This window comes from Kitasatospora sp. NPDC056800 (genome assembly GCF_042789775.1).
In the GTDB taxonomy this organism is placed as follows: Bacteria; Actinomycetota; Actinomycetes; order Streptomycetales; family Streptomycetaceae; genus Kitasatospora.
On record NZ_JBHUAL010000123.1, the window covers coordinates 1 to 21,847 of the forward strand.

Here is a 21,847-nt window from a genome sequence, read left to right on the forward strand (position 1 = left end):
GGGCCGCGGCCCGGGCCGCGCTGACCGCCGCCGCGCTGGCCGCGCTGCCCTGCGCGGGGGCGGCCGCGCTGGGCCCGCGCTGGCCGGTGCTGCTGCCCGCCGCCGTCCCGCTGGTGCTGCTGCCCGCGCTGACCGCACCGACCCCGGCCGAGCCCGGCCCGCCCTGTGCCGGGCCGGGGGTGCTGGGGCCCGGTCCGACGCCCCGGCCGTACCCCGGCTCCCGGCTGCGGCCGGCGGCGCTGGGCCACGGGCTGGGCCTGGCCGCGCTGCTGCTGCTCCCGCCGGCCGTGCCGGGCGGGGACCGCCCGCTGGCCGTCGCGCTGGTGCTGGCGGCGGCGGTGTCGGCCGGGTCGGCCGAGCGGACGGCCCGCTGGTACCGGCAGCTCGGCCGCGGCCACCTGGGCGCGGCGGGCACCCTGGCGGAGTTCCGGGCCCGGATGCGGCCGGTGCTCCCGGTCGCGCTGGCCCTGCACCTGGCGGTGCTCGGGGTGCTGAGCTTCGCCGCGCTGGCGGTGCTGGCCGTCGTCGCCCCGCGCCCCGGGCCGGGCCACGGCGGCGGGCTGCTGCACCTGGCGGCCGAGCGGGCCGGCCCCGCCCAGTGGGCGGCGCAGGGCGTGCTGGGCCTGCTGGTGGTGCTGCCGGTGCTGCTGGCGCGGTGCGGCCGGCCGGCGGCGGCCGCGGCGGGGGCGTCGGCCGGGGCCGCCGCGGTGCTCGGCCCGCTCGCCCTGGGGCGCTCCGGCCCGGAGGCCTGGCTGCTCGGCGGCGGCACCGTCGCGGCGGCGCTGCTGGCGTACGCCGGGGCGGTGCTCGGCCGGGCCGGCTCGCACCGGTGAGCGCCGTCCGCCCGTTCGCCACCCCCCGTTCGACGTTTGTCGGGGCCCGGTTCACGGTTCCCGCTCCCGTCCCGTTCGTTGAACTTCGTTGAATCCGTTCCGCCAGGTCGTCCCGAGCTGGCTTCGTGGAAGGACGCCCCCGATGAGGGTGCTGCTGCTGGGCGCCGACGGCTTCATCGGCCGCCGGGTCACCGATCGTCTGCTGATGGACCAGGAGTTGCAGGTGACGGTGCTCGGCCGACGCGACTCGGCCGACATCCGCTTCGACCTGACCACCGGGAGCCCGGGCGCGCTGGCCCGGTTCCTGGACGCGGTCGCGCCGCAGGTGGTGATCAACTGCGCGGGCGCCACCTACGGCAGCTCGCGCACCCTGATCCGGTCGAACACGCTGGCCGTCGCGACGGTCTGCGAGGCCATCCGGCGCTGCCGGGAGCCGGCCAGGCTGGTGCACGTCGGCTCGGCCGCCGAGTACGGGCCGGTGCCCGGCGGGGTGCCGGTCTCCGAGCAGGCCGAGCCGCGGCCGGTCGGCCCGTACGGGGTGTCCAAGCTGGCCGGGACGGAGCTGGTGCTGGCCTCCGGGCTGGACGCGGCGGTGCTGCGGGTCTTCGACGTGGTGGGCCCGGGGGCGCCGACCGCCTCGCTGTTCGGGCGGCTGGCCGAGGGCCTGCGGCGGGCGCTGGAGCGGGACGAGCACCAGGTGCGGATGCCGGACCTGTCCGGGTTCCGGGACTTCGTGGACGTCCGGGACGTCGCGCGGGCCATCCAGGCGGCCGCGGTGTCGGCCGCCACCGGGGTGGTCAACATCGGCAGCGGGCACGCCGTCCGGGCCCGGGACGCGGCCCAGCTGCTGGTGCGGGCCTCGGGCTTCGAGGGGCAGATCGTCGAGGAGAACCGGCCGGTCCTGCTGCCCGCGCAGGCCGTCGGGGCGGGCGGCGACCACCTGCCGGGCCACCACCTGCCCGGGCACCGGCCGGAGGGCCGGCCGGTGCCGGGCGAGCCGGTGCCGTGGCGGCAGGCGGACGTGCGCACCGCCCGGGACCGTCTCGGATGGCGGACGCAGGTGCCGCTGGAGGAGTCGCTGGGCGACGTCTGGCTGGAGACGGCCTGCCGGGTGTGAGCGCGTCCCGCGCGGCGCCCCGGGCCCGTCAACCACGGGTTCGGGGCGCCTTCCGGGGGTCCGGCCGCGGGTTCCACGATCCGGTGCCGCCCGTCTCGCCCATCGGACGGGCTGTCTCGGAATACCGGGGGCGCGTGACACTGTTGGCCTAGACAGCCACCCGAGTGGCGGAGCAGCAACCCGCAGCGAGGCTGGCCCTGGCCACCCGAACAAGACCCATCGGAGTCCCCGTGTCGTTGCCACCCCTGGTCGAGCCGGCCGCCGAGCTCACCGTTGACGAGGTCCGCCGGTACTCCCGCCACCTGATCATCCCGGACGTGGGCATGGCGGGGCAGAAGCGGCTGAAGAACGCCAAGGTGCTGTGCGTCGGCGCCGGCGGACTCGGCTCGCCGGCCCTGCTGTACCTGGCCGCCGCCGGTGTCGGCACGCTGGGCATCGTCGAGTTCGACGTGGTCGACGAGTCGAACCTGCAGCGCCAGGTGATCCACGGGCAGTCGGACATCGGCCGCTCCAAGGCGGAGTCGGCCCGCGACTCGGTCAAGGAGATCAACCCGTACGTGAACGTGGTGCTGCACGAGGAGCGCCTCGACAACTCCAACGTCATGGAGATCTTCGCCGGCTACGACCTGATCGTCGACGGCACCGACAACTTCGCCACCCGCTACCTGGTGAACGACGCCGCGGTGCTGCTGGGCAAGCCGTACGTGTGGGGCTCGATCTACCGCTTCGACGGCCAGGCCAGCGTGTTCTGGGCCGAGCACGGCCCCTGCTACCGCTGCCTGTACCCGGAGGCCCCGCCGCCGGGCATGGTCCCCTCCTGCGCCGAGGGCGGCGTGCTGGGCGTGCTGTGCGCGTCCATCGGCTCGATCCAGGTCAACGAGGCGATCAAGCTGCTGGCCGGCATCGGCGAGCCGCTGCTCGGCCGGCTGATGATCTACGACGCCCTGGAGATGAACTACCGCCAGGTGAAGGTCCGCAAGGACCCGAACTGCGCCGTCTGCGGTGAGAACCCGACGGTCACCGAGCTGATCGACTACGAGGCCTTCTGCGGCGTCGTGTCGGAGGAGGCGCAGGCCGCCGCCGCCGGTTCGACCGTCACCTCGCAGCAGCTCAAGCAGTGGCAGGACGACAAGGAGGACATCTACCTCATCGACGTCCGCGAGCCCGGCGAGTACGAGATCGTCAACATCCCCGGCGCGGTGCTGATCCCGAAGAACGAGTTCCTGATGGGCGACGCGCTGGAGAAGCTGCCGCAGGACCGGAAGATCGTGCTGCACTGCAAGTCGGGCGTGCGCTCGGCCGAGGTGCTGGCCGTGGTCAAGGCCGCGGGCTTCGGCAACGCCGTCCACCTGGGCGGCGGCGTGCTCGGCTGGGTGAACCAGATCGAGCCGCACAAGCCGGTCTACTAGGACGCGCACGTGGAAGGGCCCGCCGCGCCTTGGATTCCCAAGGTGACCGGCGGGCCCTTCCCCGTGTCCGGGGGCGGCTCAGAGCGCGTTCCTGCGCTGGAGCACGTTGTAGGAGATCCAGCCCGGCAGCACCGGTAGCCAGAAGGTGAGCGCCCGGTAGAGGAAGACCGCCGGGGTGGCGACCGCGGGGGAGACGTCCGCGACGGTCAGGGCGCCGATCAGGGCGACCTCGACCGGGCCGATGCCGCCGGGGGTGGGGATCGCCGAGCCGGCCGCGTTGGCGGTCAGGAAGACCACCGCGACGGCCGAGAAGCTGACGTCGCCGCCGAAGGCCTGCACCGAGAAGTCCAGGCAGGCGGTGAAGGAGAGGGTCAGCAGCAGGATGCCGCCGAAGCCGGTGACCAGCTTGCTGGGCGTCTGCATCAGGTCGAGCATCCGCGGCACCACGCCGAAGAACAGCGAGCGCAGCCGGCCCAGCACGAACCGGCGCAGCGGCGCGACGGCGGCCACCACCAGGGCGAGCACGGCGGCGGTCAGCACGCCGATGATCACCGCGCGGGAGGCGGAGAGGTCCCCGTTGGTCTGGCTGCCGGTGATCAGGCCGAAGCTGAACAGCAGCAGCAGGTGCCCGGCGAGGCCGGCCAGCTGGGAGGCGCCGACCGAGGCCACCGCCTGGCCGGAGCGGATGCCGGCCTTCTGCAGGTAGCGGGTGTTGAGCGCGATGCCGCCGATCGCGGCGGGGGCGACCAGCTTGACGAAGGAGCCGGCCAGCTGGGCGGCGACGGTGCGCCGGAACGGCAGCTTCTCGGGCACGAAGCCGGTCAGGCTCATCGCGGCGGCGACGTAGCTGAAGGCGGCGGCGAGCAGGGCGGCCGCTGCCCAGGCCCAGTTCATCTGGGAGAGCTTCAGCTGGGCCGGCTTGATGGTGGTCAGGGCCAGGTAGGCGGCGAAGGTGAGCGCGATCACCATGATCAGGCTCTTCGGCTTCAGCCGTTCCAGCTTGGCCGGGGCCATCGGGGCCTCGGGGGCGATCTGGAGGATCTGGCCGCGGATGCGGCTCAGCAGGTCCTCGCCGGCCGCCGCGATGTCCTCCTCGGCCTGCTCCTGGGTGCGCTCGCCGGCCGCGACCTGCTCCAGCGCCCTGGCCCGGGCGGCGGCCTTGCGCTCCTTGGTGAGCTTGGCGAGGTCGACCCGGGTGGAGCGGCTCATCCCGACCGGCTGGAGCAGCGGCAGCGCCTGCGCCACCCGCTCGGCGCCGAGCACCGCGTTGGCGGTGGCGACGGCGCGCTCCGGGCCGATCCGCAGGGCGAAGGTGGTGAGCAGCTGGGCGACGTCGATCCGCAGGGTCAGGTCGGTGGCGGCGATGTCGCCGCCGGAGAGGTTGACCAGGCAGCCGGTCCGCCCGTCCACCACCAGCAGGGACTCACCGGTGAGCCGGCGGTGGGCGATCCGGCGCTCGTGCAGGGCGGTCACCGACTGCCAGATCGAGGCCATCACCGGGTCGGTGACCTCCTCGTCGGCCAGCTCGTCCAGGGTGCGGCCCTCGACGTTCTCGTAGACCAGGATCGCGGCGTCCGGGCCGAGCTCGGAGGTGGCGACCAGCTGCGGCGCGCGGGCGCCCGAGGCGGCCGCCGCGTACGCGATCAGGGCCTCCTGCTCCAGCGCCTGGCGCAGCGACTGGGGGCTGCGGCGCACCGCCACCGAGCGCAGCCGCAGCCGGCGCCAGGCCCGGTAGAAGAAGCCGGAGGCCTGCTGCTCGCGGTCGATGATGTGCACGTCCAGCGGGGGGCCGCCCTGCTGGGTGACCTGGTAGCGGCGGGTGCCGCCGGGGGCGTCGGGGGCGCGCATGGCACCGGCCGGGGTGAAGCCGACCTTGCGCAGGCCGATCATCAGGTGCTGGCCGGTGGGCCGGATGTTGGGCGAGCCGATCGCGTACAGCGTGCCGTACGCGACGGACCAGCCGGTCAGCACGGTGAGCAGCAGCGACAGCGGGGTGGTGTAGCCGCCGAGCAGCTCGGTGACCCCGCTGAAGACCACCACCACCCACAGGGCGACCCGCCAGCGCGGTCTGCTCGACATGCCGACGGCGGTCATGTAGGCGATCACCGGGGCGAGGTAGCCGTGCACCGGGTCGGTGAGGGTGCCGGTGCTGTCCAGCGGCAGCTGGGTCAGCGCGTCCCGGATGTGGTCGGAGGCGCCTTCGGCCACCCACCAGTCGATGCCGAGCGAGACGCCGTACGCCAGCACCGAGGCGAGCACGCCGTCGGCGACCCGCAGGCCGTCGCGTTTGATCAGCCGCTCGACCGCGAAGGCCAGCGGCACGGCGAGCACCGCGACGCTGGAGAGCAGGCCGGTGATGGTGGAGAACACCGCGGAGAAGTGCGGTGCGTTGGAGGCGATGTCCTGCTCGATGCCGGTGGTGGTCGAGGTGGCGATGCCGGCCAGCACGAAGACGGCGACGATCCCGAGGACGCCGGCCAGGAAGCGGATCAGGTCGGACGGGCGGTGCGCGCGGGCGGCGAGCAGCGGCTCGTCGACGTCCAGGTGCGGGGCCTCGTCCGGCGGCTCGGGCTCCCCGGGCGGGGCGGCGGGGGCCGCGGGCGCCGGGGCGCCGGTGGTCTCGGCCGGGGGCGGGCCGGGCTGCTCGGGGGTCTTCGCGGGTGCGGGGGTCTTGATCGTCCGGTCCTTGATCAGGGAGACTTCCGGCGTCGGCCCGGGTTCGGGCCGGCCCTCGCCCCCGCTCCCGGGCGCCGACGGCACGGCGGCAGCGGACTCGTCGGAGTCCTTGTCCACGCCCACGTCAGCCGTCCCGGTCATCTGGTCTTGTCCTCGTATCACCACTCACCGCCCCGGAAGATGGTGGCATGCCCCGGCGCCCCGTGCGGGACAGGGGGCGGATCGGGCGCGGCGGATCGTACGGACGGGGCCGCGGGCGCGCCCCCGTAGGGAAGAATGCCGCAGGTGACGGACGCAACACACGACGGCCCTCCGGACGCCCTGCCGCCGTTCGCCGAACTGGTGCTCGACCTGACCGAGCGGATTCCACCCGGCCGGGTGATGACCTACGGCGACGTCGCCGAGTACCTCGGCCAGGGCGGCCCCCGACAGGTCGGCCGGGTGATGGCCCTGTACGGCGGCCCGGTGCCCTGGTGGCGGGTCGTCCGCGCGGACGGCCGGCTGCTGCCCGGGCACGAGCACCGCGCCCTCGACCACTACGGCGAGGAGGGCACCCCGCTGCGCGAACTCGCCGACCCGCCCCGGGTCGACCTCAAGCGGGCCCGCTGGGACGGTCGGCCGATTCCCTAGGGGGGCTTGACCGACGGCCGCCGCACGGACCGGACTGACAGCGCGGGACCGTAGGCTCGATACGGGCGGGTCCGACGCGGGCCCGCCCCGCCATGCCCCCTGTTCGACCCCAGGACCCGTTCGTGACCTCCCCGTACCGGCTCGTGCGCAGCCCGCTCGTCCAGCCCGACCCACCCGTGCTGGACGCCTACCAGCGCGCCGTGGTCGAGCACCCCGGCGGGCCGCTGCTGGTGCTGGCCGGGCCGGGCACCGGCAAGACCACCACCCTGGTCGAGGCGGTCGCCCGGCGGATCGAGGACGGCACCGACCCCGAGCGGATCCTCGTCCTCACCTTCAGCCGCAAGGCCGCGACGGAACTGCGCGACCGGATGTCCGGACGGCTCGGCGGCACCGCCGCCGCCCCCCAGGCCACCACCTTCCACTCCTACTGCTACGCCCTGCTGCGCGCCCACCAGGACCCGGAGGACTACGCCGAGCCGCTGCGGCTGCTCTCCGGCCCCGAACAGGACGTCATGGTCCGCGAACTGCTGGCCGGCGGCGCCGAGGACGCCAAGCTCGGCCTCGGCCGGATCGCCTGGCCGCTCGACCTGCGGGCCTGCCTGACCACCCGCGGCTTCGCCGACGAGGTCCGCGCCGTCCTCGCCCGCAGCCGCGAACTCGGCCTCGGCGAAGCCGAACTGGAGCGCTTCGCCCAGGGCGTCCAGCGCCCCGACTGGGCCGCCGCCGCGCACTTCCTCGCCGACTACCTCGACGTGCTCGACCTGCGCGGCGTCCTCGACTACGCCGAACTCGTCCACCGCGCCGTGCTGCTCGCCGAGCGCCCCGACGTCGCCGAGCAGCTGCGGCGGCGCTACGATGTCGTCTTCGTCGACGAGTACCAGGACACCGACCCCTCCCAGGTCCGGCTGCTGCGCCGGCTCGCCGGCGGCGGACGCGACCTCGTCGCGGTCGGCGACCCGGACCAGTCGATCTACGCCTTCCGCGGCGCCGACATCAACGGCATCCTCGACTTCCCCCAGACCTTCCGGCAGGCCGACGGCAGCCCCGCCGAGGTCAAGGTGCTGCGGGTCTCCCGCCGCTCCGGCGCCCTGCTGCTCGCCGCCTCCCGGGAAGTCGCCCGCCGGATGCCGATGGGCCGGCTGCCCGCCGACAAGCTCGCCCAGCACCGCGCCCTGCTGCCCTCCCGCGAAGGCGGCAGGGTCGAGGTCTACACCTACCCGACCCCCGGCGCCGAACTCGACTCGATCGCCGACCTGCTGCGCCGCGCCCACCTGGAGGACGGCGTGCCCTGGGGCGAGATGGCCGTGCTCGTCCGGGCCGGCGCCCGCTCCATCCCCGGCGTACGGCGGGCCCTCGGCGCGGCCGGCGTCCCGCTGGAGATCGACGGCGACGACCTGCCGCTGCGCGAGGAGCCGGCCGTCGCCCAGCTGCTGCTCGCCCTGCGGGTCTGCGCCGAACAGGCCGCCCGCGACAAGCAGGGCGACCCGGACGCCCCCGACCCGCTCACCACCGACCTGGCGCACGCCCTGCTCACCGGCCCGCTCGGCGGCCTCGACGGCTCCGACCTGCGCCGCCTCGGCCGCGCCCTGCGCGAGGAGGAACGCGCCGCGCTGCGCGCCGAGGCCAGGGCCCGCCTCCGGACCCCCGAGGGCGGGGCGGACGACGGGAGCGTGCCGCCGGACCCCGGCCCCGGCCCCGCCGCCGCCCCCCGCCCGGCCGGCGAACTGATCCGCGAGGCCCTCGCCGAACCCGAGCGCCTCGTCGCCCTCGACCCCGCGCACGCCCGCCGCGCCCGCGACCTCGGCACCCTGCTGCGCAAGGTCCGCGAACTGCTGGCCGGCGGCTGCACCGCCGAGGAGGCGCTCTGGGAGCTGTGGGACGGCAGCCGCCGCTGGCGCGAGCGACTGGAACGGGCCGCCCTGCGCGGCGGCGCGGCCGGCCGCAACGCCGACCGCGACCTGGACGCGCTCTGCGCCCTGTTCGAGACCGCCGCCCGCGCCGAGGAACAGGTCACCGGCCACCGCAGCGCCCTCGACCTGCTCGCCGAACTCGAAGCCCAGGACATCGCCGCCGACACCCTCACCGTCCGGACCGTGCGCCCCGAGGCGGTGCGGCTGATGACCGCCCACCGCTCCAAGGGCCTGGAGTGGCGCCTGGTCGTGGTGGCCGGCGTCCAGGACGGCCTCTGGCCCGACCTGCGCCGCCGCGGCTCCCTGCTGGAGGCCGACCGGATCGGCCGCGACGGCCTCGCCGAACCGCTCTCCCCGGGCGCGCTGCTCGGCGAGGAGCGCCGGCTCTTCTACGTCGCCGCGACCCGCGCCAAGGAACGGCTGATCGTCACCGCCGTCAAGGCACCCGCCGACGACGGCGACGAACCGTCCCGCTTCCTGCGCGAGCTCTACCGCGAGGACGTCGACCCCAGGACCGGCAGGGTCGTCCGCCGCACCCCGCCGGTCACCGTCGAGGACGTCACCCACCGGCCGCGCCGCCCGCTGTCCGTCGCCGCGCTGGTCGCCGAACTGCGCGCCGTCACCGTCGACCCCGCCCGCTCGCCCGAACTGCGCCGCGCCGCCGCCGAACGCCTCGCCACCCTCGCCGCCGCCACCGACGAGGAGGGGCAGCCGCTGGTCCCCGCCGCCCGCCCCGAACGCTGGTGGGGCCTGGACGACCCGACCGCCGCCGCCGAGCCGCTGCGCAGCGCCGACGCACCCGTCCGGCTGTCCGGCAGCGGGCTGGAACAGCTGGAGAGCTGCTCCCTGCAGTGGTTCCTGGACAAGGAGGTCAAGGCGCGCGGCGCCGGCTCGGCCGCCCAGGGCTTCGGCAACGTGGTGCACGCCCTCGCCGACGAGGTCGGCTCCGGCCGCACCCCCGCCGACCTCGCCGTGCTCATGGAGCGGCTGGACACCGTCTGGGACGCGCTGGCCTTCGACGCGCCCTGGAAGTCCCAGCAGGAGAAGACCGAGGCCCGCGCCGCCCTGGAGCGCTTCCTCAACTGGCACGTCCTGGAGCGCGGCCGGGACCTCGTCGCCACCGAGCACGGCTTCGACGTCACCCTCGACGTCGGCGGCGTCTCGGTGCGCATCCGCGGCTCGATGGACCGGGTGGAGAAGGACTCCGCCGGGCGCGCCTACGTGGTCGACTTCAAGACCGGCAAGCAGATACCCACCGACAGGTCGCTGCCCGAGCACAAGCAGCTCGCCGTCTACCAGCTCGCCGTCCGGGCCGGCGCCCTCAACGAGCTGCCCGGCTTCCCCGGGCACCCGCCGGACACTGGCGGCGCCGAACTCGTCCACCTGCGCGAGCCCGCCGCCAAGGCCGCCCAGGACACCCCCAAGGTGCAGCACCAGGAGCCGCCGCAGGGCGAGCCCTGGATCGAGAACCTGCTCGCCGAGGCGGCCGGGAAGGTCCTCGCCGAGCGCTTCGTCCCGCAGACCGGCGGCGGCTGCGACCGCTGCACCTTCCGCCGCAGCTGCTCCGCCCAGCGCGACGGGGCGCAGCTCGTGGAGTGAATCCTGTCCGACGCTCCGGTTACGGTTGCGGGGTGACCGCCGTGCTCAGCCATCCCGACCAGCTCAAGGAGCTGCTCGGCATCCCGTTCAACCGGGAGCAGATGGCGGCGGTCGGAGCCCCCCTGGAGCCGGCCGTGATCGTCGCCGGCGCCGGCTCCGGCAAGACCACGGTGATGGCCGCCCGGGTGGTCTGGCTGGTCGGCTCCGGCGCGGTCCGGCCCGAGGAGGTGCTCGGCCTCACCTTCACCAACAAGGCCGCCGGCGAGCTCTCCGAGCGGGTGCGCGCCTCCCTCCTGCGGGCCGGGGTCGTCGACCGGGACGGCGCCGAGCCGCTCGGCGACCCGGAGATCTCCACCTACCACGCCTTCGCCGGCCGCCTGCTCAAGGAGCACGGCCTGCGGATCGGCATCGAACCGGACGTCCGGCTGCTCGCCGACGCCACCCGCTTCCAGCTCGCCGCCAAGGTGCTGCGCACCGCCCGCGGCCCGTTCCCCGCCCTCACCGGCACCTTCGCCAACCTGGTCGCCGACCTGACCGCACTGGACGGCGAGCTCGCCGAGCACCTGGTCGAGCCGCAGACCCTGCGCGAGTTCGACGAGCGGCTGCTGGACACCCTCGCCACCGTCAAGCTCACCAACGACGACCTGCGGGCCGTCCCGGCCACCGCCCGGGCCCGGCTGGAACTGCTGCGCCTCGTCGAGGACTACCGGCGCCGCAAGCGCTCCGCCGGGCTGATGGACTTCGGCGACCAGATCGCCGCCGCCGCCCGCCTCGCCCAGCAGCGCCCGGAGGTCGGCGAGCTGCTGCGCGGCCAGTTCAAGGTGGTGCTGCTGGACGAGTACCAGGACACCTCGGTCGCCCAGCGGCTGATGCTCGCCGGCCTGTTCGGCGCCCCCGGCGACGGAACCGGCACCGGCAGCGGCCACCCGGTGACCGCCGTCGGCGACCCCTGCCAGGCGATCTACGGCTGGCGCGGCGCCTCGGTGGCCAACCTCGACGAGTTCCCCCGGCACTTCCCGAAGGCCGACGGCCGCCCCGCCGACCGCTACGCGCTCAGCGAGAACCGCCGCAGCGGCGGCCGCCTGCTCGCCTTCGCCAACGAACTCGCCGCCCCGCTGCGGGAGATGCACGAGGGCGTGGAGGCGCTGCGCCCGGCCCCCGGCGCCGAGCGGGACGGCTACGTGCGCGCGGCGCTGCTGCCCACCCACGCCGAGGAGGTCGACTGGCTGGCCGACTCGATCGCCCACCTGGTGCGCACCGGCACCGCGCCCGGCCGGATCGCCGTGCTGTGCCGCGGCGGCGCGGCCTTCCCGGACATCCACGCCGCGCTGGTCGCCCGGGAGGTGCCGGTCGAGGTGGTCGGCCTCGGCGGGCTGCTGCAGCTGCCCGAGGTGGCCGACCTGGTGGCGGTCTGCGAGGTGCTGCAGGACCCGACCGCCAACGCCGCGCTGGTGCGCCTGCTGATCGGCCCGCGCTGGCGGATCGGCCCGCGCGACCTCGCCCTGCTCGGCCGCCGGGCCGCCGACCTGGTGCGCACCGACCACCCCGAGGGCGTCGAGGCGCTGGCCGCGGCCGTCGCCGAGGCCGACCCGACCGAGGTGGTCTCGTTGGCCGACGCGGTGGAGACCTTCCTCGACGCCTCGGCCGGCGACGAGGGGAAGCCCGACGACCTGCCGTTCTCCGCCGAGGCGCGGGTGCGCTTCGCCCGGCTCGCCGCCGAGCTGCGCGACCTGCGCCGCTCGCTCGCCGACCCGCTGATGGACGTGCTGCACCGGGTGCTGTCCGTCACCGGCCTGGAGGTCGAACTCGCCGCCTCCCCACAGGCCCTGGCCGCCCGGCGGCGGGAGACCCTGCACGCCTTCCTGGACGTCGCCGCCTCCTTCGCCGACCTCGACGGCGACCCGGGCCTCGCCGCCTTCCTCGGCTTCCTGCGCGCCGCCCAGGAGTACGAGCGCGGCCTGGACAGCAGCCTGCCCGGTGGCGAGGACACCGTGAAGGTGCTCACCGCGCACAAGTCCAAGGGCCTGGAGTGGGACGTGGTCGCCGTCCCCGGCCTGGTACGGGGCGCGTTCCCGTCGTCCAGCCCGCGCGAACGCTGGACGAGCACCAAGCGCGTGCTCCCGCACGCCCTGCGCGGCGACGCCGAAACGCTGCCCGACGTGCGCGGCGGGTGGAACGGGAAGTCGATGACGGCCTTCAAGAAGGAGCTGGCCGAGCACTCCGCCGTCGAGGAACTGCGCCTGGGCTACGTGGCGTTCACCCGCCCCCGGTCGCTGCTGCTGGCCTCCGGGCACTGGTGGGGGCCGAGCCAGAAGACCGTCCGCGGCCCGTCCGACTTCCTGGAGCGGCTGCGCGAGCACTGCGAGCGGCCCGGCGCCGGCGAGGTCGAGCACTGGGCCGAGCAGCCGGAGAAGGGCGCCGAGAACCCGGCGCTGGCCTCCCCGGTCGAGCGCCCCTGGCCGCTGCCGCTGGACCCGGCCGCCCAGCACGCCCGCCGCCGGGTCGCCGAGGTGGTGCGCGCGCGGGTGGCGGGCGCGGCGGCCCCCGAGGCCGAGGAGCTGACCTCCGAGGACCAGCGCCAGGTCGCCTCCTGGGACCGCGATCTGACCGCGCTGCTGGGCGAGTTGGAGCGCTCCCGGCGCACCGCGCGGGACGTGCCGCTGCCCGCCTCGCTGTCCGCCACCCAGCTGCTGCGCCTCGCCGCCGACCCGGACGGCTTCGCGCACGAGCTGGCCCGTCCGATGCCGCGCCCCCCGCAGCCGGCGGCCCGGCGCGGCACCCGCTTCCACGCCTGGGTGCAGTCCCGGATCGAGCCGCTGCTGCTGGTCGAGCCCGGCGCGCTGCCCGGCGCCGACGACGACGGCATCGAGGACGAGCAGGACCTGGAGCGGCTCAAGGAGGCGTTCCTGCGCACCCCGTACGCGCAGCGCAAGCCCCACCGGGTGGAGGCGCCGTTCCAGCTGGTGCTGGCGGGACGGGTGGTGCGGGGACGGATCGACGCGGTCTACCGGGAAGATGACGCGTTGTCGGAATCCGGTGGTGCGTCACGCTACGAAGTGGTGGACTGGAAGACCCACCGGGAGGAGACCGCCGACCCGTTGCAGCTCGCGGTCTACCGGCTGGCCTGGGCCGAGCACGCGGGCGTCGATCCCGAGCAGGTCACGGCTTCCTTCCTGTACGTCCGCAGCGGACGGATCGTCCGTCCCGCAGGACTTCCCGACCGAAAAGAGTTGGAACGGCTCCTGATCGGGAACAGTGACTATTGAGTCACACAGAGCATCCAAGTCATCACGCCAGTGCCCGAAACCTGTGCGTCATGCACGTTTCGCGCCTATTGTGGGGTCGGTAACCGGTCAACCCCCGTGCTCCGGCCGCCAGCGAGGCCCGTATTCCCTGACCCTCAGTCATCACCGCAGGTGCCCTCGGGCATCGGCGTCTTCTGCTGGAGAGACCGAAGTTGAGCGCGACCGGATGGATCAGAGAGCGGTTCACCGGGCCGACACCGGGGCCCGCTCCGCGCGCGACCGGCACCTGGCCGAGGACGGCGCTGGCGCTGCCGTTCATCGGCATGGTGCTGATCGTCGCCCTCGACTACCTCAGCGGCACCGAGGTGACGGTCGAACCGGCCCTCACCGCCGTACCCGCGCTGGCCGCCGTGGTCAGCCGCCGAACCTGGTACCCGCTCGCCATCGGTCTGGGCACCGAGGCGGCGGCCTTCCTGATGGCCTTCCGCAGCGACACGCTCGGCGAGTCCGTGCACGCCGCCAGCGTCTTCGCGATCCTGCTCGTCGCCGCGATCGGCTGGGTCAGCGCCACCCTGAGACTGCGCCAGGAACAGGCGTTGGCCGACGCCCAGCTGGTCGCCTCGATCGCCCGCCGGGTGCTGCTGCGGCCCGTCCCCGAACGGGTCGGCACCGTCCGGGCGGCCGTCCACTACGAGGCCGCCGCCGCGCACGCCCGGATCGGCGGCGACCTCTACGAGGTGGTCAACACCCGGCACGGGGTGCGGGCCGTGGTCGGGGACGTCCGCGGCAAGGGCCTCGGCGCGGTGGAGACGGCCGCCGCCGTGCTCGGAGCCTTCCGCGAGGCCGCCCACCAGGAGGCCGCCCTGGACCGGGTGGCCGGCTGGCTGGCCGTCAGCCTCGACCGCGCCCTGCACGAGAACGACCACCCGGGCGTGGAGGAGGAGTTCGTCACCCTGGTGCTGATCGGCGTCCGCCCCGACGGCGCCGCGGAGATCGTCAACTGCGGCCACCCGGCCCCGCTGCTGCTGCGCGGCGGCGAGGTCAGCCCGCTCGAACTCGCCGAGACCGTACCGCCGCTGGGCGTCCTCGACCCGGCCGACGTCCGCCCGCCGGTGCACCGGCTGCTGCTCCAGGGCGAGGACCGGGTCCTGCTGTTCACCGACGGGGTGATCGAGGCCCGCGACCGCGCCGGCGTCTTCTACCCGCTCGCCGAACGCCTCCCGCGCTGCGCCGCCGGCCGCCCGGCCGACGTCCTGCAGCGCCTGCACGAGGACGTGGTGCGCCACGTCGGGCGCCAGCTCGGCGACGACGCGGCCATGCTGCTGCTCCAGTTCGACCCGCCGCCCGCGCTCGGGCCCGGAGCACCCCGGGGCGCGGCCACCGTCCACCTCCCGCAGCAGGCCGGGGTCCTGGCGCGCCACTGAGGACCCAGAGGCCCTACAGGGACACCTCGACCAGCAGCGGGCGGTGGTCCGACACCACCGCGCGCGGCGCCGCCGCCGGGCCGACCGCCGTCCGCGGCACACCGATCGCCAGCACGTGGTCGAACTGCACCGCCGGCCGGTGCGAGGGGTAGGTCGGCGTGCGCGCCAGGTCGTACCAGCCCTGCAGGCGCGGCCGCGGCTCGCGCACCCGGCGCCGGCGCGGCTCGGCCAGCGCGGGCCGGGCCCGCCGGGCCGCCCGCAGCTCGCGCACCCGCGCCCGCGGCGCGGTGCGCTCCAGCGCCGTCGCCCCGCCGAGCACCGTCCGCGGCACGGCGCCGACCAGGTTGAAGTCGCCCAGCACCAGGTACGGCCGGGGCAGGTCGGCGATCCAGCGCCGGATGCCGGCCAGCTGCGCCATGTTCCAGCCGGGGACGAAGGACAGGTGCGCCGCCACCACGGTGAACGGCCCGTGCTCGCCCTCCAGGACGGCCGCCAGCGCCGCCCGCGGCTCGTCCGGCACCGGGGTCAGCCCGCGCCGCCCGGCCACCCGCAGCGGCAGCCCGAACGGGGCCGGGGCGAACCGGCGGGCCCGCCAGTGCCGCACCGGAAGCCTCGTCAGCAGCGCCGTCCCGTACGAGGGCGCGGCGCCGTCGCCGACCTCGTCCGGCCCGTACACCCGCAGGCCGACCGGACCGGACGGCTCCGGCACCCAGCCCGCGACCGGCGCCGGGCGGCCGTGCAGCGCGGCGGCGAAGCGCCAGTCCTTGGCGCCCATCGCCGCGGCGGCCACCGCCGCCTGGTCGGTGAGGCCGGAGCGCGCCTGGTGGCGGTCCACCTCCTGGAGCGCCAGCACGTCGGCGTCCAGTGCGGCCACCGCCTCGGCCAACGGCCCGCCGGGGTCGGACGGGTAGGGCCGCGGCGCGCCGTCCGGGGCGAGCGGCTGTCCGTGCAACAGATTGAAGGTGGCGATGCGCAACTGGCTCACACCGCACGACGGTACCCGGTCCCCGGGGGAGGGGGGTCCGGCTTGAGGCGGTAGGGCATACCGGGTATACATACTCGGTATGTCCATCCGTCACGGTCTGCTCGCCCTGCTCGACCAGGGCCCGCGCTACGGCTACCAGCTGCGCACCGAGTTCGAGGCGCGCACCGGCGCCACCTGGCCGCTCAACGTCGGGCAGGTCTACACCACGCTGTCGCGACTGGAGCGCGACGGGCTGGTCGAGCCCGCGGGGGAGGACGGCGAGGGCCACCAGTTCTACGCCGCCACCGACGCCGGCCGGGAGGAGCTGCGGTCCTGGTTCGACACCCCGGTGCCCCGGACCAACCCCCCGCGCGACGAACTGGCGATCAAGCTCGCCATGGCGGTCACCGTCCCCGGAGTGGACGTCTCCGCCGTCGTCCAGGGCCAGCGCCGGCACAGCATCAAGGCGCTCCAGGACTACACCCGGCTCAAGGGCCGCGCCCTCGCCGGCGAGAAGCGCCCCGGCGTGGTGCCCTCCGCCAGCAACGACCTCGCCTGGCTGCTCGTCCTCGACCAGCTGATCTTCCAGACCGAAGCGGAGATCCGCTGGCTCGACCACTGCGAGACCCGGCTCGCCCAGCAGGCCGAGCTCCTGCAGGCCCGCACCGCCGAGGCCGCCCGCGACGACGGCGCGCCCGCGAAACGCGGCCGCCGCCTGCGGGCCTGAGCCCACCGCCTGAGTCCGCGCGCGTGAGTCCGCGCGCCACCCGAACCACCAGGCTCGGCCCGACTCCGAGCCCACACCCAGCACAAGGGGGGAATTCGTGTCCCACACCCAAGAGGCCCGGCAGATGCCGGTGCTCCACCTGGAGAACGTCACCCGGGTCCACGGCCACGGCGCCGCCGAGGTCCAGGCCCTGCGCGGCGTCGACCTCAAGGTCCACCCCGGCGAGTTCGTCGCCGTCATGGGCCCCTCCGGGTCCGGCAAGTCGACCCTGCTCACCCTGGCCGGCGGCCTGGACACCCCGAGCGGCGGCCAGGTCCTGGTCGAGGGCGTCGCCCTCGGCGGCCTCAACCGCAAGAAGCTCGCCCAGGTCCGCCGCCGCTCCGTCGGCTACGTCTTCCAGGACTACAACCTGATCCCGGCGCTCACCGCCGCCGAGAACATCTCGCTGCCGCGCGAACTCGACGGGCTGTCCACCCGCGCCGCCCGCCGCGAGGCCCTCGTCGCCCTGGAGGAGCTCGGCATCCCCGAGCTCGCCGACCGCTTCCCCGACGACATGTCCGGCGGCCAGCAGCAGCGCGTCGCCATCGCCCGCGCCCTGATCGGCGACCGCCGCCTCGTCCTCGCCGACGAGCCCACCGGCGCCCTCGACTCCACCACCGGCGAAGCCGTGCTCGCCGTCCTGCGCGCCCGCTGCGACGCCGGCGCCGCCGCCATGATGGTCACCCACGAGGCCCGGCACGCCGCCTGGGCCGACCGGGTCGTCTTCCTGCGCGACGGCCGGATGGTCGACGAGTCCGTCAGCCAGGACGCCGCCAGCCTGCTCGTCACCGCCGCCGGCAACGCCCTGAAGGTGGACGAGTGAAGCTCAGCGCCTGGCGGGTCGCCCTGCGCATAGCCCGCCGCGACGCCCTGCGCGCCAAGGGCCGCAGCGCCCTCGTCATCGCGATGGTCGCCCTGCCCGTCCTCGGCGTCACCGGCGCCGACGTCGTCTTCCGCAGCGCCGAGCTCACGCCCACCGAACAGGTGGCGCGGCTCATCGGCCAGGCCGCCGGCGAGCTGAGCGTGGTCCAAGCCGGCTCCACCGTCAAGCAGGCGCCGGACCCCGACAAGGGCTTCACCGTCAAGGACCCCAAGGACGACGCCAAGGAGGGCGAAGCCCCCGCGTACACCCCCGTCCAGCGGCGCTCCCTGGACACCGCCCCCGCCGAGCTGGCCCGCCAGCTGCTCCCGGCCGGCGCCGTCCTGGTGCCGGAGCTCTCGGGCCCGTACACCGCCGCGAGCAGCGCCCAGGGCCTGCTCAGCACCCGGGTCGGCGAGGCCGACCTGACCGACCCGGTCTGGCAGGGCCGGGTGAACCTGGTCCAGGGCCGCGCCCCGGCCGCCGACACCGAGGCCGCCGTCACCACGGACTTCCTCAAGCGCTCCGGCCTCAAGGTCGGCGACAAGACCGCCGTCCGCGGCCTGGAGTCCGCCCCCTTCACCATCAGCGGTGTCTACGAGTACCCCGGTGAGCTGCGGGCCACCGAACTGACCGCCCGCCCCGGCACCCTGCTGGAGCGGCTCGCCAAGGCCACCAGGACGGACAACGCCCGCGAGGCCGGCACCGAGACCTCCCGCTGGCTCGTCAAGCTCCCGGCCGGGGCCGCGCTCGACTGGAACAAGGTCAAGGAGGTCAACGAGTACGGCTTCACCGTGACCTCCCGCGCCGTCCTGCTCGACCCGCCGGCCCGCGCCGACGTCCCCTACTACGTCGAGCAGAAGTCGCGCGGCGGCGAGGAGACCTCCTACCTCAACCGGACCGACGTCGTCATCCTCGCCACCGTCGTCGGCATGGCCCTGCTGGAGATCGTCCTCCTCGCGGGCCCCGCCTTCGCCGTCGGCGCACGGCGCTCGCGGCGGCAGCTCGGGCTGCTGGCCGCGGCCGGCGGTGAACGCGCCAACGTCCGCTCGGTCGTGCTCGGCGGCGGCATCGTCCTCGGCGTCACCGGCGCCCTGGTCGGCCTCGGCCTGGGCGTCGGCCTGGTCGCCCTGCTGCGCACCAGCGCCGAGGACTACTCCGGCAAGCGCTTCGGCCACTTCAACCTGCAGCCGCTCGACCTGCTCGGCATCCTCCTGGTCGGCCTCGTCACCGGCCTGCTGGCCGCCGTCGTGCCCGCCGTCCAGGCCTCCCGCCAGGACGTCGTCGCCGCGCTGACCGGCCGCGACACGCTCAAGCCGCCGAGCCGCAAGCTCGCCGTCCTCGGTCTGCTGATGCTCGGCGGCGGCGCCGCCCTCGCCCTGTTCGGCGCGACCAGCGGCATCGGCAACCGCAGCGTCGCCGTCCTCGGCGGCTCGGTCGTCGCGGAGCTCGGCATGGTCGTCCTGACGCCCTACCTGGTCGGGCTCTTCGGCCGGCTCGGCCGCTGGCTCTCGCTCGGCCCCCGGCTCGCCCTGCGCGACTCGGTGCGCCACCGCGGCCGCACCGCGCCCGCCGTGGCCGCCGTGATGGCCGCCGTCGCCGGCTCCGTCGCGGTCAGCGTCTACATGGCCAGCTACGAGGAGCAGAACCGGCGCGACTACGTCGCCTCCGGGCCCTCCAAGGCCGTGATGCTCGGCAGCGGCTGGATGACCGACGCCGACAGCAAGCTGCTGCCGCAGGCGCGCGAGGCCGTCGAACGCAGCATCCCCGACCTCGGCCAGCGCGCCGACGTCCAGCGCGTCGAGCCCAAGGGCAACTGCCCCGACGGCAGCTTCTGCGGCTACATCAGGGTCGAGGTGCCCAAGGCGGACCGCTGCCCCGCCCTCGACCCGACCAACGAGCTCGACCCCGCGGAGCACTACCGGATCATGGGGACGGACCCGCGCTGCAAGTCGGACAACCGCCGCAGCACCCCGTACACCGCGCTGGTCGCCGGCGACGCCACCCTGCTGCGCAACCTCTACGGCGTCACCGACCAGGGGGCCGGCCAGGCCCTCGCGGCCGGCAAGGCCGTGGTCTTCGACCCCCGGTACCTCAAGGACGGCAAGCTCGCCCTCCAGTACACCCTGCCGGTCCACCCCGATTCGAGCGGCAACTCCCGGGAGAAGCCGGTCACCACCGAGATCGCCGTGGACGCCGTCCTCGTCGACTCCTCGGTGCCGGCCCCGGGCCAGGCCGTGGTCAGCCCGGCCACCGCGGCCCGGCTCGGCTTCGCCACCGCTCCGGCCGGCTCGGTCTGGCTGCCCGCCGCGATGCCCTCCGACGGCGCCCAGCAGAAGGCCGACGGCGCGATGGCCAAGCTCACCGACCACACGATGCTCAAGATCGAACGCGGCTACGAGTCCCGGGCCGGACTGGTCCAGCTCGGCCTGAACGTCTTCGCCGCGATCGTCGCCCTCGGCGCGGCCGGCATCGCCACCGGACTGGCCGCCGCCGACTCCCAGCGCGACCTGACCACCCTCGCGGCGGTCGGCGCCGAACCCCGCATCCGGCGCTCGCTGTCCGGCTTCCAGTGCGGGGTGATCGCCGCCATGGGCGCCCTGCTCGGCGCGGTCTGCGGCGTGGTGCCGGGGGTGGCGCTGCGCAAGGTCGAGGCCGCGACGGGCGGCTACCCCGGGATGAGCGCCGCCGAGCTGGCCAACAAGGCGATCGTGGTCTTCCCGTGGCCCACCATCGCCGCCACCGTGGTGCTGCTGCCGCTGCTCGCGGCCGGCCTGGCGGCCGTGATGACCCGCTCGCGGATCACCCTGCTGCGCCGCTCGGGCTGAGCCCGGCGCACCCGTCCGTCACCCCCGTCGCGCACCCCTGTCGCGGCGGGGGTGACGCATGTTACAGAGCCGGGAACGCCCGGCAGCCGGACGGCCGGGGCGGGCACCCGCACGGGCGAACTACAGTCGTCGGTATGACGAGAACCCCGGACAGCGTCGTCCGCTCCTACATCGACCAGCACCAGGCCGCGTTCCTCGCCGACCTCTCCGAGTGGCTGGCCATCCCCTCCGTCTCCGCCGACCCGGCCCGGGCCGGCGAGGTGCGGCGCTCGGCCGAGTGGCTGGCCGCCAAGCTGGGGGAGACCGGCTTCCCGGTCGCCGAGGTGTGGGAGACCGACGGACTGCCGGCGGTGTTCGCCGAGTGGCCCTCCGGGGACCCGTCCGCGCCGACCGTCCTGGTCTACGGGCACCACGACGTGCAGCCCGCGGCCCGGGAGGACGGCTGGGACACCGAGCCGTTCACCCCGACCGTGGTCGACGGCCGGCTGTACGCGCGCGGCGCCGCCGACGACAAGGGCCAGGTGTTCTTCCACACCCTGGGGGTGCGCGCCCACCTGGCCGCCACCGGCCGCACCGCGCCGGCCGTCAACCTCAAGCTGCTGATCGAGGGCGAGGAGGAGTCCGGCTCGCCGAACTTCGCCGACCTGGTCCGGCGCGAGGCCGGGCGGCTGGCCGCCGACGTGGTCGTCATCTCGGACACCGGCATGTGGTCCGCGACCACGCCGACCGTCTGCACCGGCATGCGCGGCCTGGCCGACGCCCAGATCGACCTGTACGGGCCGGACACCGACATCCACTCCGGCTCCTTCGGCGGCGCCGTCCCCAACCCGGCCCAGGTCGCGGCCGAGCTGGCCGCCGCCCTGCACGACGCCGACCGCAGGGTCGCGATCCCGGGCTTCTACGACGGCGTCGTCGAGCTGACCGAGACCGAGCGCGAGCTGTTCGCCGAGCTGCCCTTCGACGAGGAGCAGTGGCTGCGGGTCGCCAAGTCGTACGGCACCCGCGGCGAGGCCGGCTACTCCACCCTGGAGCGGATCTGGGCCCGCCCGACCGCCGAGGTCAACGGCATCTGGGGCGGCTACACCGGCCCCGGCGGCAAGACCATCGTCCCGGCCTCGGCGCACCTCAAGCTGTCCTTCCGGCTGGTCGCCGGGCAGGAGGTGGAGCAGGTCCGCGAGGCGGTGCGGGACTGGGTGGCCGGGCGGGTGCCCGAGGGCGTCCGGTACGAGCTGGTCTTCCCCGGCGCGACCCGGCCCTGCCTGACCCCGCTGGACCACCCGGCGCTCCAGTCCACCGTCCGGGCGATGGGGCGGGCCTTCGAGCAGAAGATCCTCTTCACCCGCGAGGGCGGCTCCGGCCCGGCCGCCGACCTCCAGGACGCGCTGGGCGCGCCGGTGCTGTTCCTCGGCATCTCGGTGCCCTCGGACGGCTGGCACTCGGTCAACGAGAAGGTCGAGCTGGACCTGCTGGCCAAGGGCGTGGAGACGGCCGCGTACCTCTGGGGCGACCTGGCCGAGAACTTCCGGCCGGGGGCATGACGCCCACCGCGCGCACCATGGCAGCCAGATCACTCATCCGGATGATTCA

General features: G+C 75.2%; 12 protein-coding genes and 1 pseudogene. 11 read left to right on the top strand and 2 right to left on the bottom strand.

The window, feature by feature from the left end:
- From ACFRQN_RS24775 to moeZ, 3 genes and pseudogenes are all read left to right on the top strand, one after another.
- Window positions 1-833 (top strand): annotated as a pseudogene (locus ACFRQN_RS24775) (hypothetical protein); the annotation flags it as partial.
- A gap of 142 nt (window positions 834-975) precedes the next feature.
- Window positions 976-1,950 carry an NAD-dependent epimerase/dehydratase family protein gene (locus ACFRQN_RS24780; protein WP_380742208.1) on the top strand — a complete coding sequence of 325 codons (975 nt, stop codon included), beginning with the start codon at window positions 976-978 and terminating at the stop codon, window positions 1,948-1,950.
- Window positions 1,951-2,180: 230 nt separating this feature from the next.
- On the top strand, window positions 2,181-3,359 hold the full coding sequence (gene moeZ, locus ACFRQN_RS24785; RefSeq protein WP_380742210.1) for an adenylyltransferase/sulfurtransferase MoeZ: 1,179 nt from the start codon (window positions 2,181-2,183) through the stop codon (window positions 3,357-3,359).
- A gap of 78 nt (window positions 3,360-3,437) precedes the next feature.
- Here the strand turns inward: moeZ and ACFRQN_RS24790 are convergent, their stop codons facing one another.
- The gene (locus tag ACFRQN_RS24790) at window positions 3,438-6,176 is read right to left on the bottom strand and encodes a lysylphosphatidylglycerol synthase transmembrane domain-containing protein (RefSeq protein ID WP_234348593.1); all 2,739 of its coding nucleotides are present in this window, start codon (window positions 6,174-6,176) and stop codon (window positions 3,438-3,440) included.
- Window positions 6,177-6,311: 135 nt separating this feature from the next.
- On the opposite strand from ACFRQN_RS24790, the gene ACFRQN_RS24795 reads away from it, so the two are divergent.
- From ACFRQN_RS24795 to ACFRQN_RS24810, 4 genes are all read left to right on the top strand, one after another.
- Window positions 6,312-6,665, top strand: coding sequence for an MGMT family protein (locus ACFRQN_RS24795; RefSeq protein ID WP_049657293.1), 354 nt, complete (start codon window positions 6,312-6,314; stop codon window positions 6,663-6,665).
- Window positions 6,666-6,757: 92 nt separating this feature from the next.
- Window positions 6,758-10,174 (top strand): ATP-dependent helicase, encoded by a 3,417-nt coding sequence (locus tag ACFRQN_RS24800; RefSeq protein ID WP_380742212.1) that lies wholly within the window; start codon window positions 6,758-6,760, stop codon window positions 10,172-10,174.
- A gap of 32 nt (window positions 10,175-10,206) precedes the next feature.
- Window positions 10,207-13,440: a UvrD-helicase domain-containing protein gene (locus ACFRQN_RS24805; RefSeq protein WP_380742214.1), complete on the top strand. Its 3,234-nt coding sequence runs from the start codon at window positions 10,207-10,209 to the stop codon at window positions 13,438-13,440.
- A gap of 191 nt (window positions 13,441-13,631) precedes the next feature.
- Window positions 13,632-14,843 carry a PP2C family protein-serine/threonine phosphatase gene (locus tag ACFRQN_RS24810; RefSeq protein ID WP_143204490.1) on the top strand — a complete coding sequence of 404 codons (1,212 nt, stop codon included), beginning with the start codon at window positions 13,632-13,634 and terminating at the stop codon, window positions 14,841-14,843.
- Window positions 14,844-14,856: 13 nt separating this feature from the next.
- On the opposite strand, the gene ACFRQN_RS24815 is transcribed toward ACFRQN_RS24810, so the two are convergent.
- On the bottom strand, window positions 14,857-15,828 hold the full coding sequence (locus ACFRQN_RS24815) for an endonuclease/exonuclease/phosphatase family protein (protein WP_375874125.1): 972 nt from the start codon (window positions 15,826-15,828) through the stop codon (window positions 14,857-14,859).
- Between the two features lie 79 nt (window positions 15,829-15,907).
- On the opposite strand from ACFRQN_RS24815, the gene ACFRQN_RS24820 reads away from it, so the two are divergent.
- The 4 genes from ACFRQN_RS24820 to ACFRQN_RS24835 all read left to right on the top strand — a co-directional run bounded on the left by ACFRQN_RS24820 (window position 15,908) and on the right by ACFRQN_RS24835 (window position 21,798).
- A complete protein-coding gene (locus ACFRQN_RS24820; RefSeq protein ID WP_049656855.1) occupies window positions 15,908-16,534 on the top strand; it encodes a PadR family transcriptional regulator in 627 nt (208 codons plus the stop codon).
- 124 nt (window positions 16,535-16,658) lie between these two features.
- Window positions 16,659-17,396, top strand: coding sequence for an ABC transporter ATP-binding protein (locus ACFRQN_RS24825; protein WP_380742220.1), 738 nt, complete (start codon window positions 16,659-16,661; stop codon window positions 17,394-17,396).
- Window positions 17,393-20,260 carry an FtsX-like permease family protein gene (locus ACFRQN_RS24830; protein WP_380742217.1) on the top strand — a complete coding sequence of 956 codons (2,868 nt, stop codon included), beginning with the start codon at window positions 17,393-17,395 and terminating at the stop codon, window positions 20,258-20,260. Before ACFRQN_RS24825 ends, ACFRQN_RS24830 begins: the two co-directional genes overlap by 4 nt.
- 134 nt (window positions 20,261-20,394) lie before the next feature.
- Window positions 20,395-21,798, top strand: coding sequence for a dipeptidase (locus tag ACFRQN_RS24835; protein ID WP_049656851.1), 1,404 nt, complete (start codon window positions 20,395-20,397; stop codon window positions 21,796-21,798).
- Window positions 21,799-21,847: the final 49 nt, after the last annotated feature.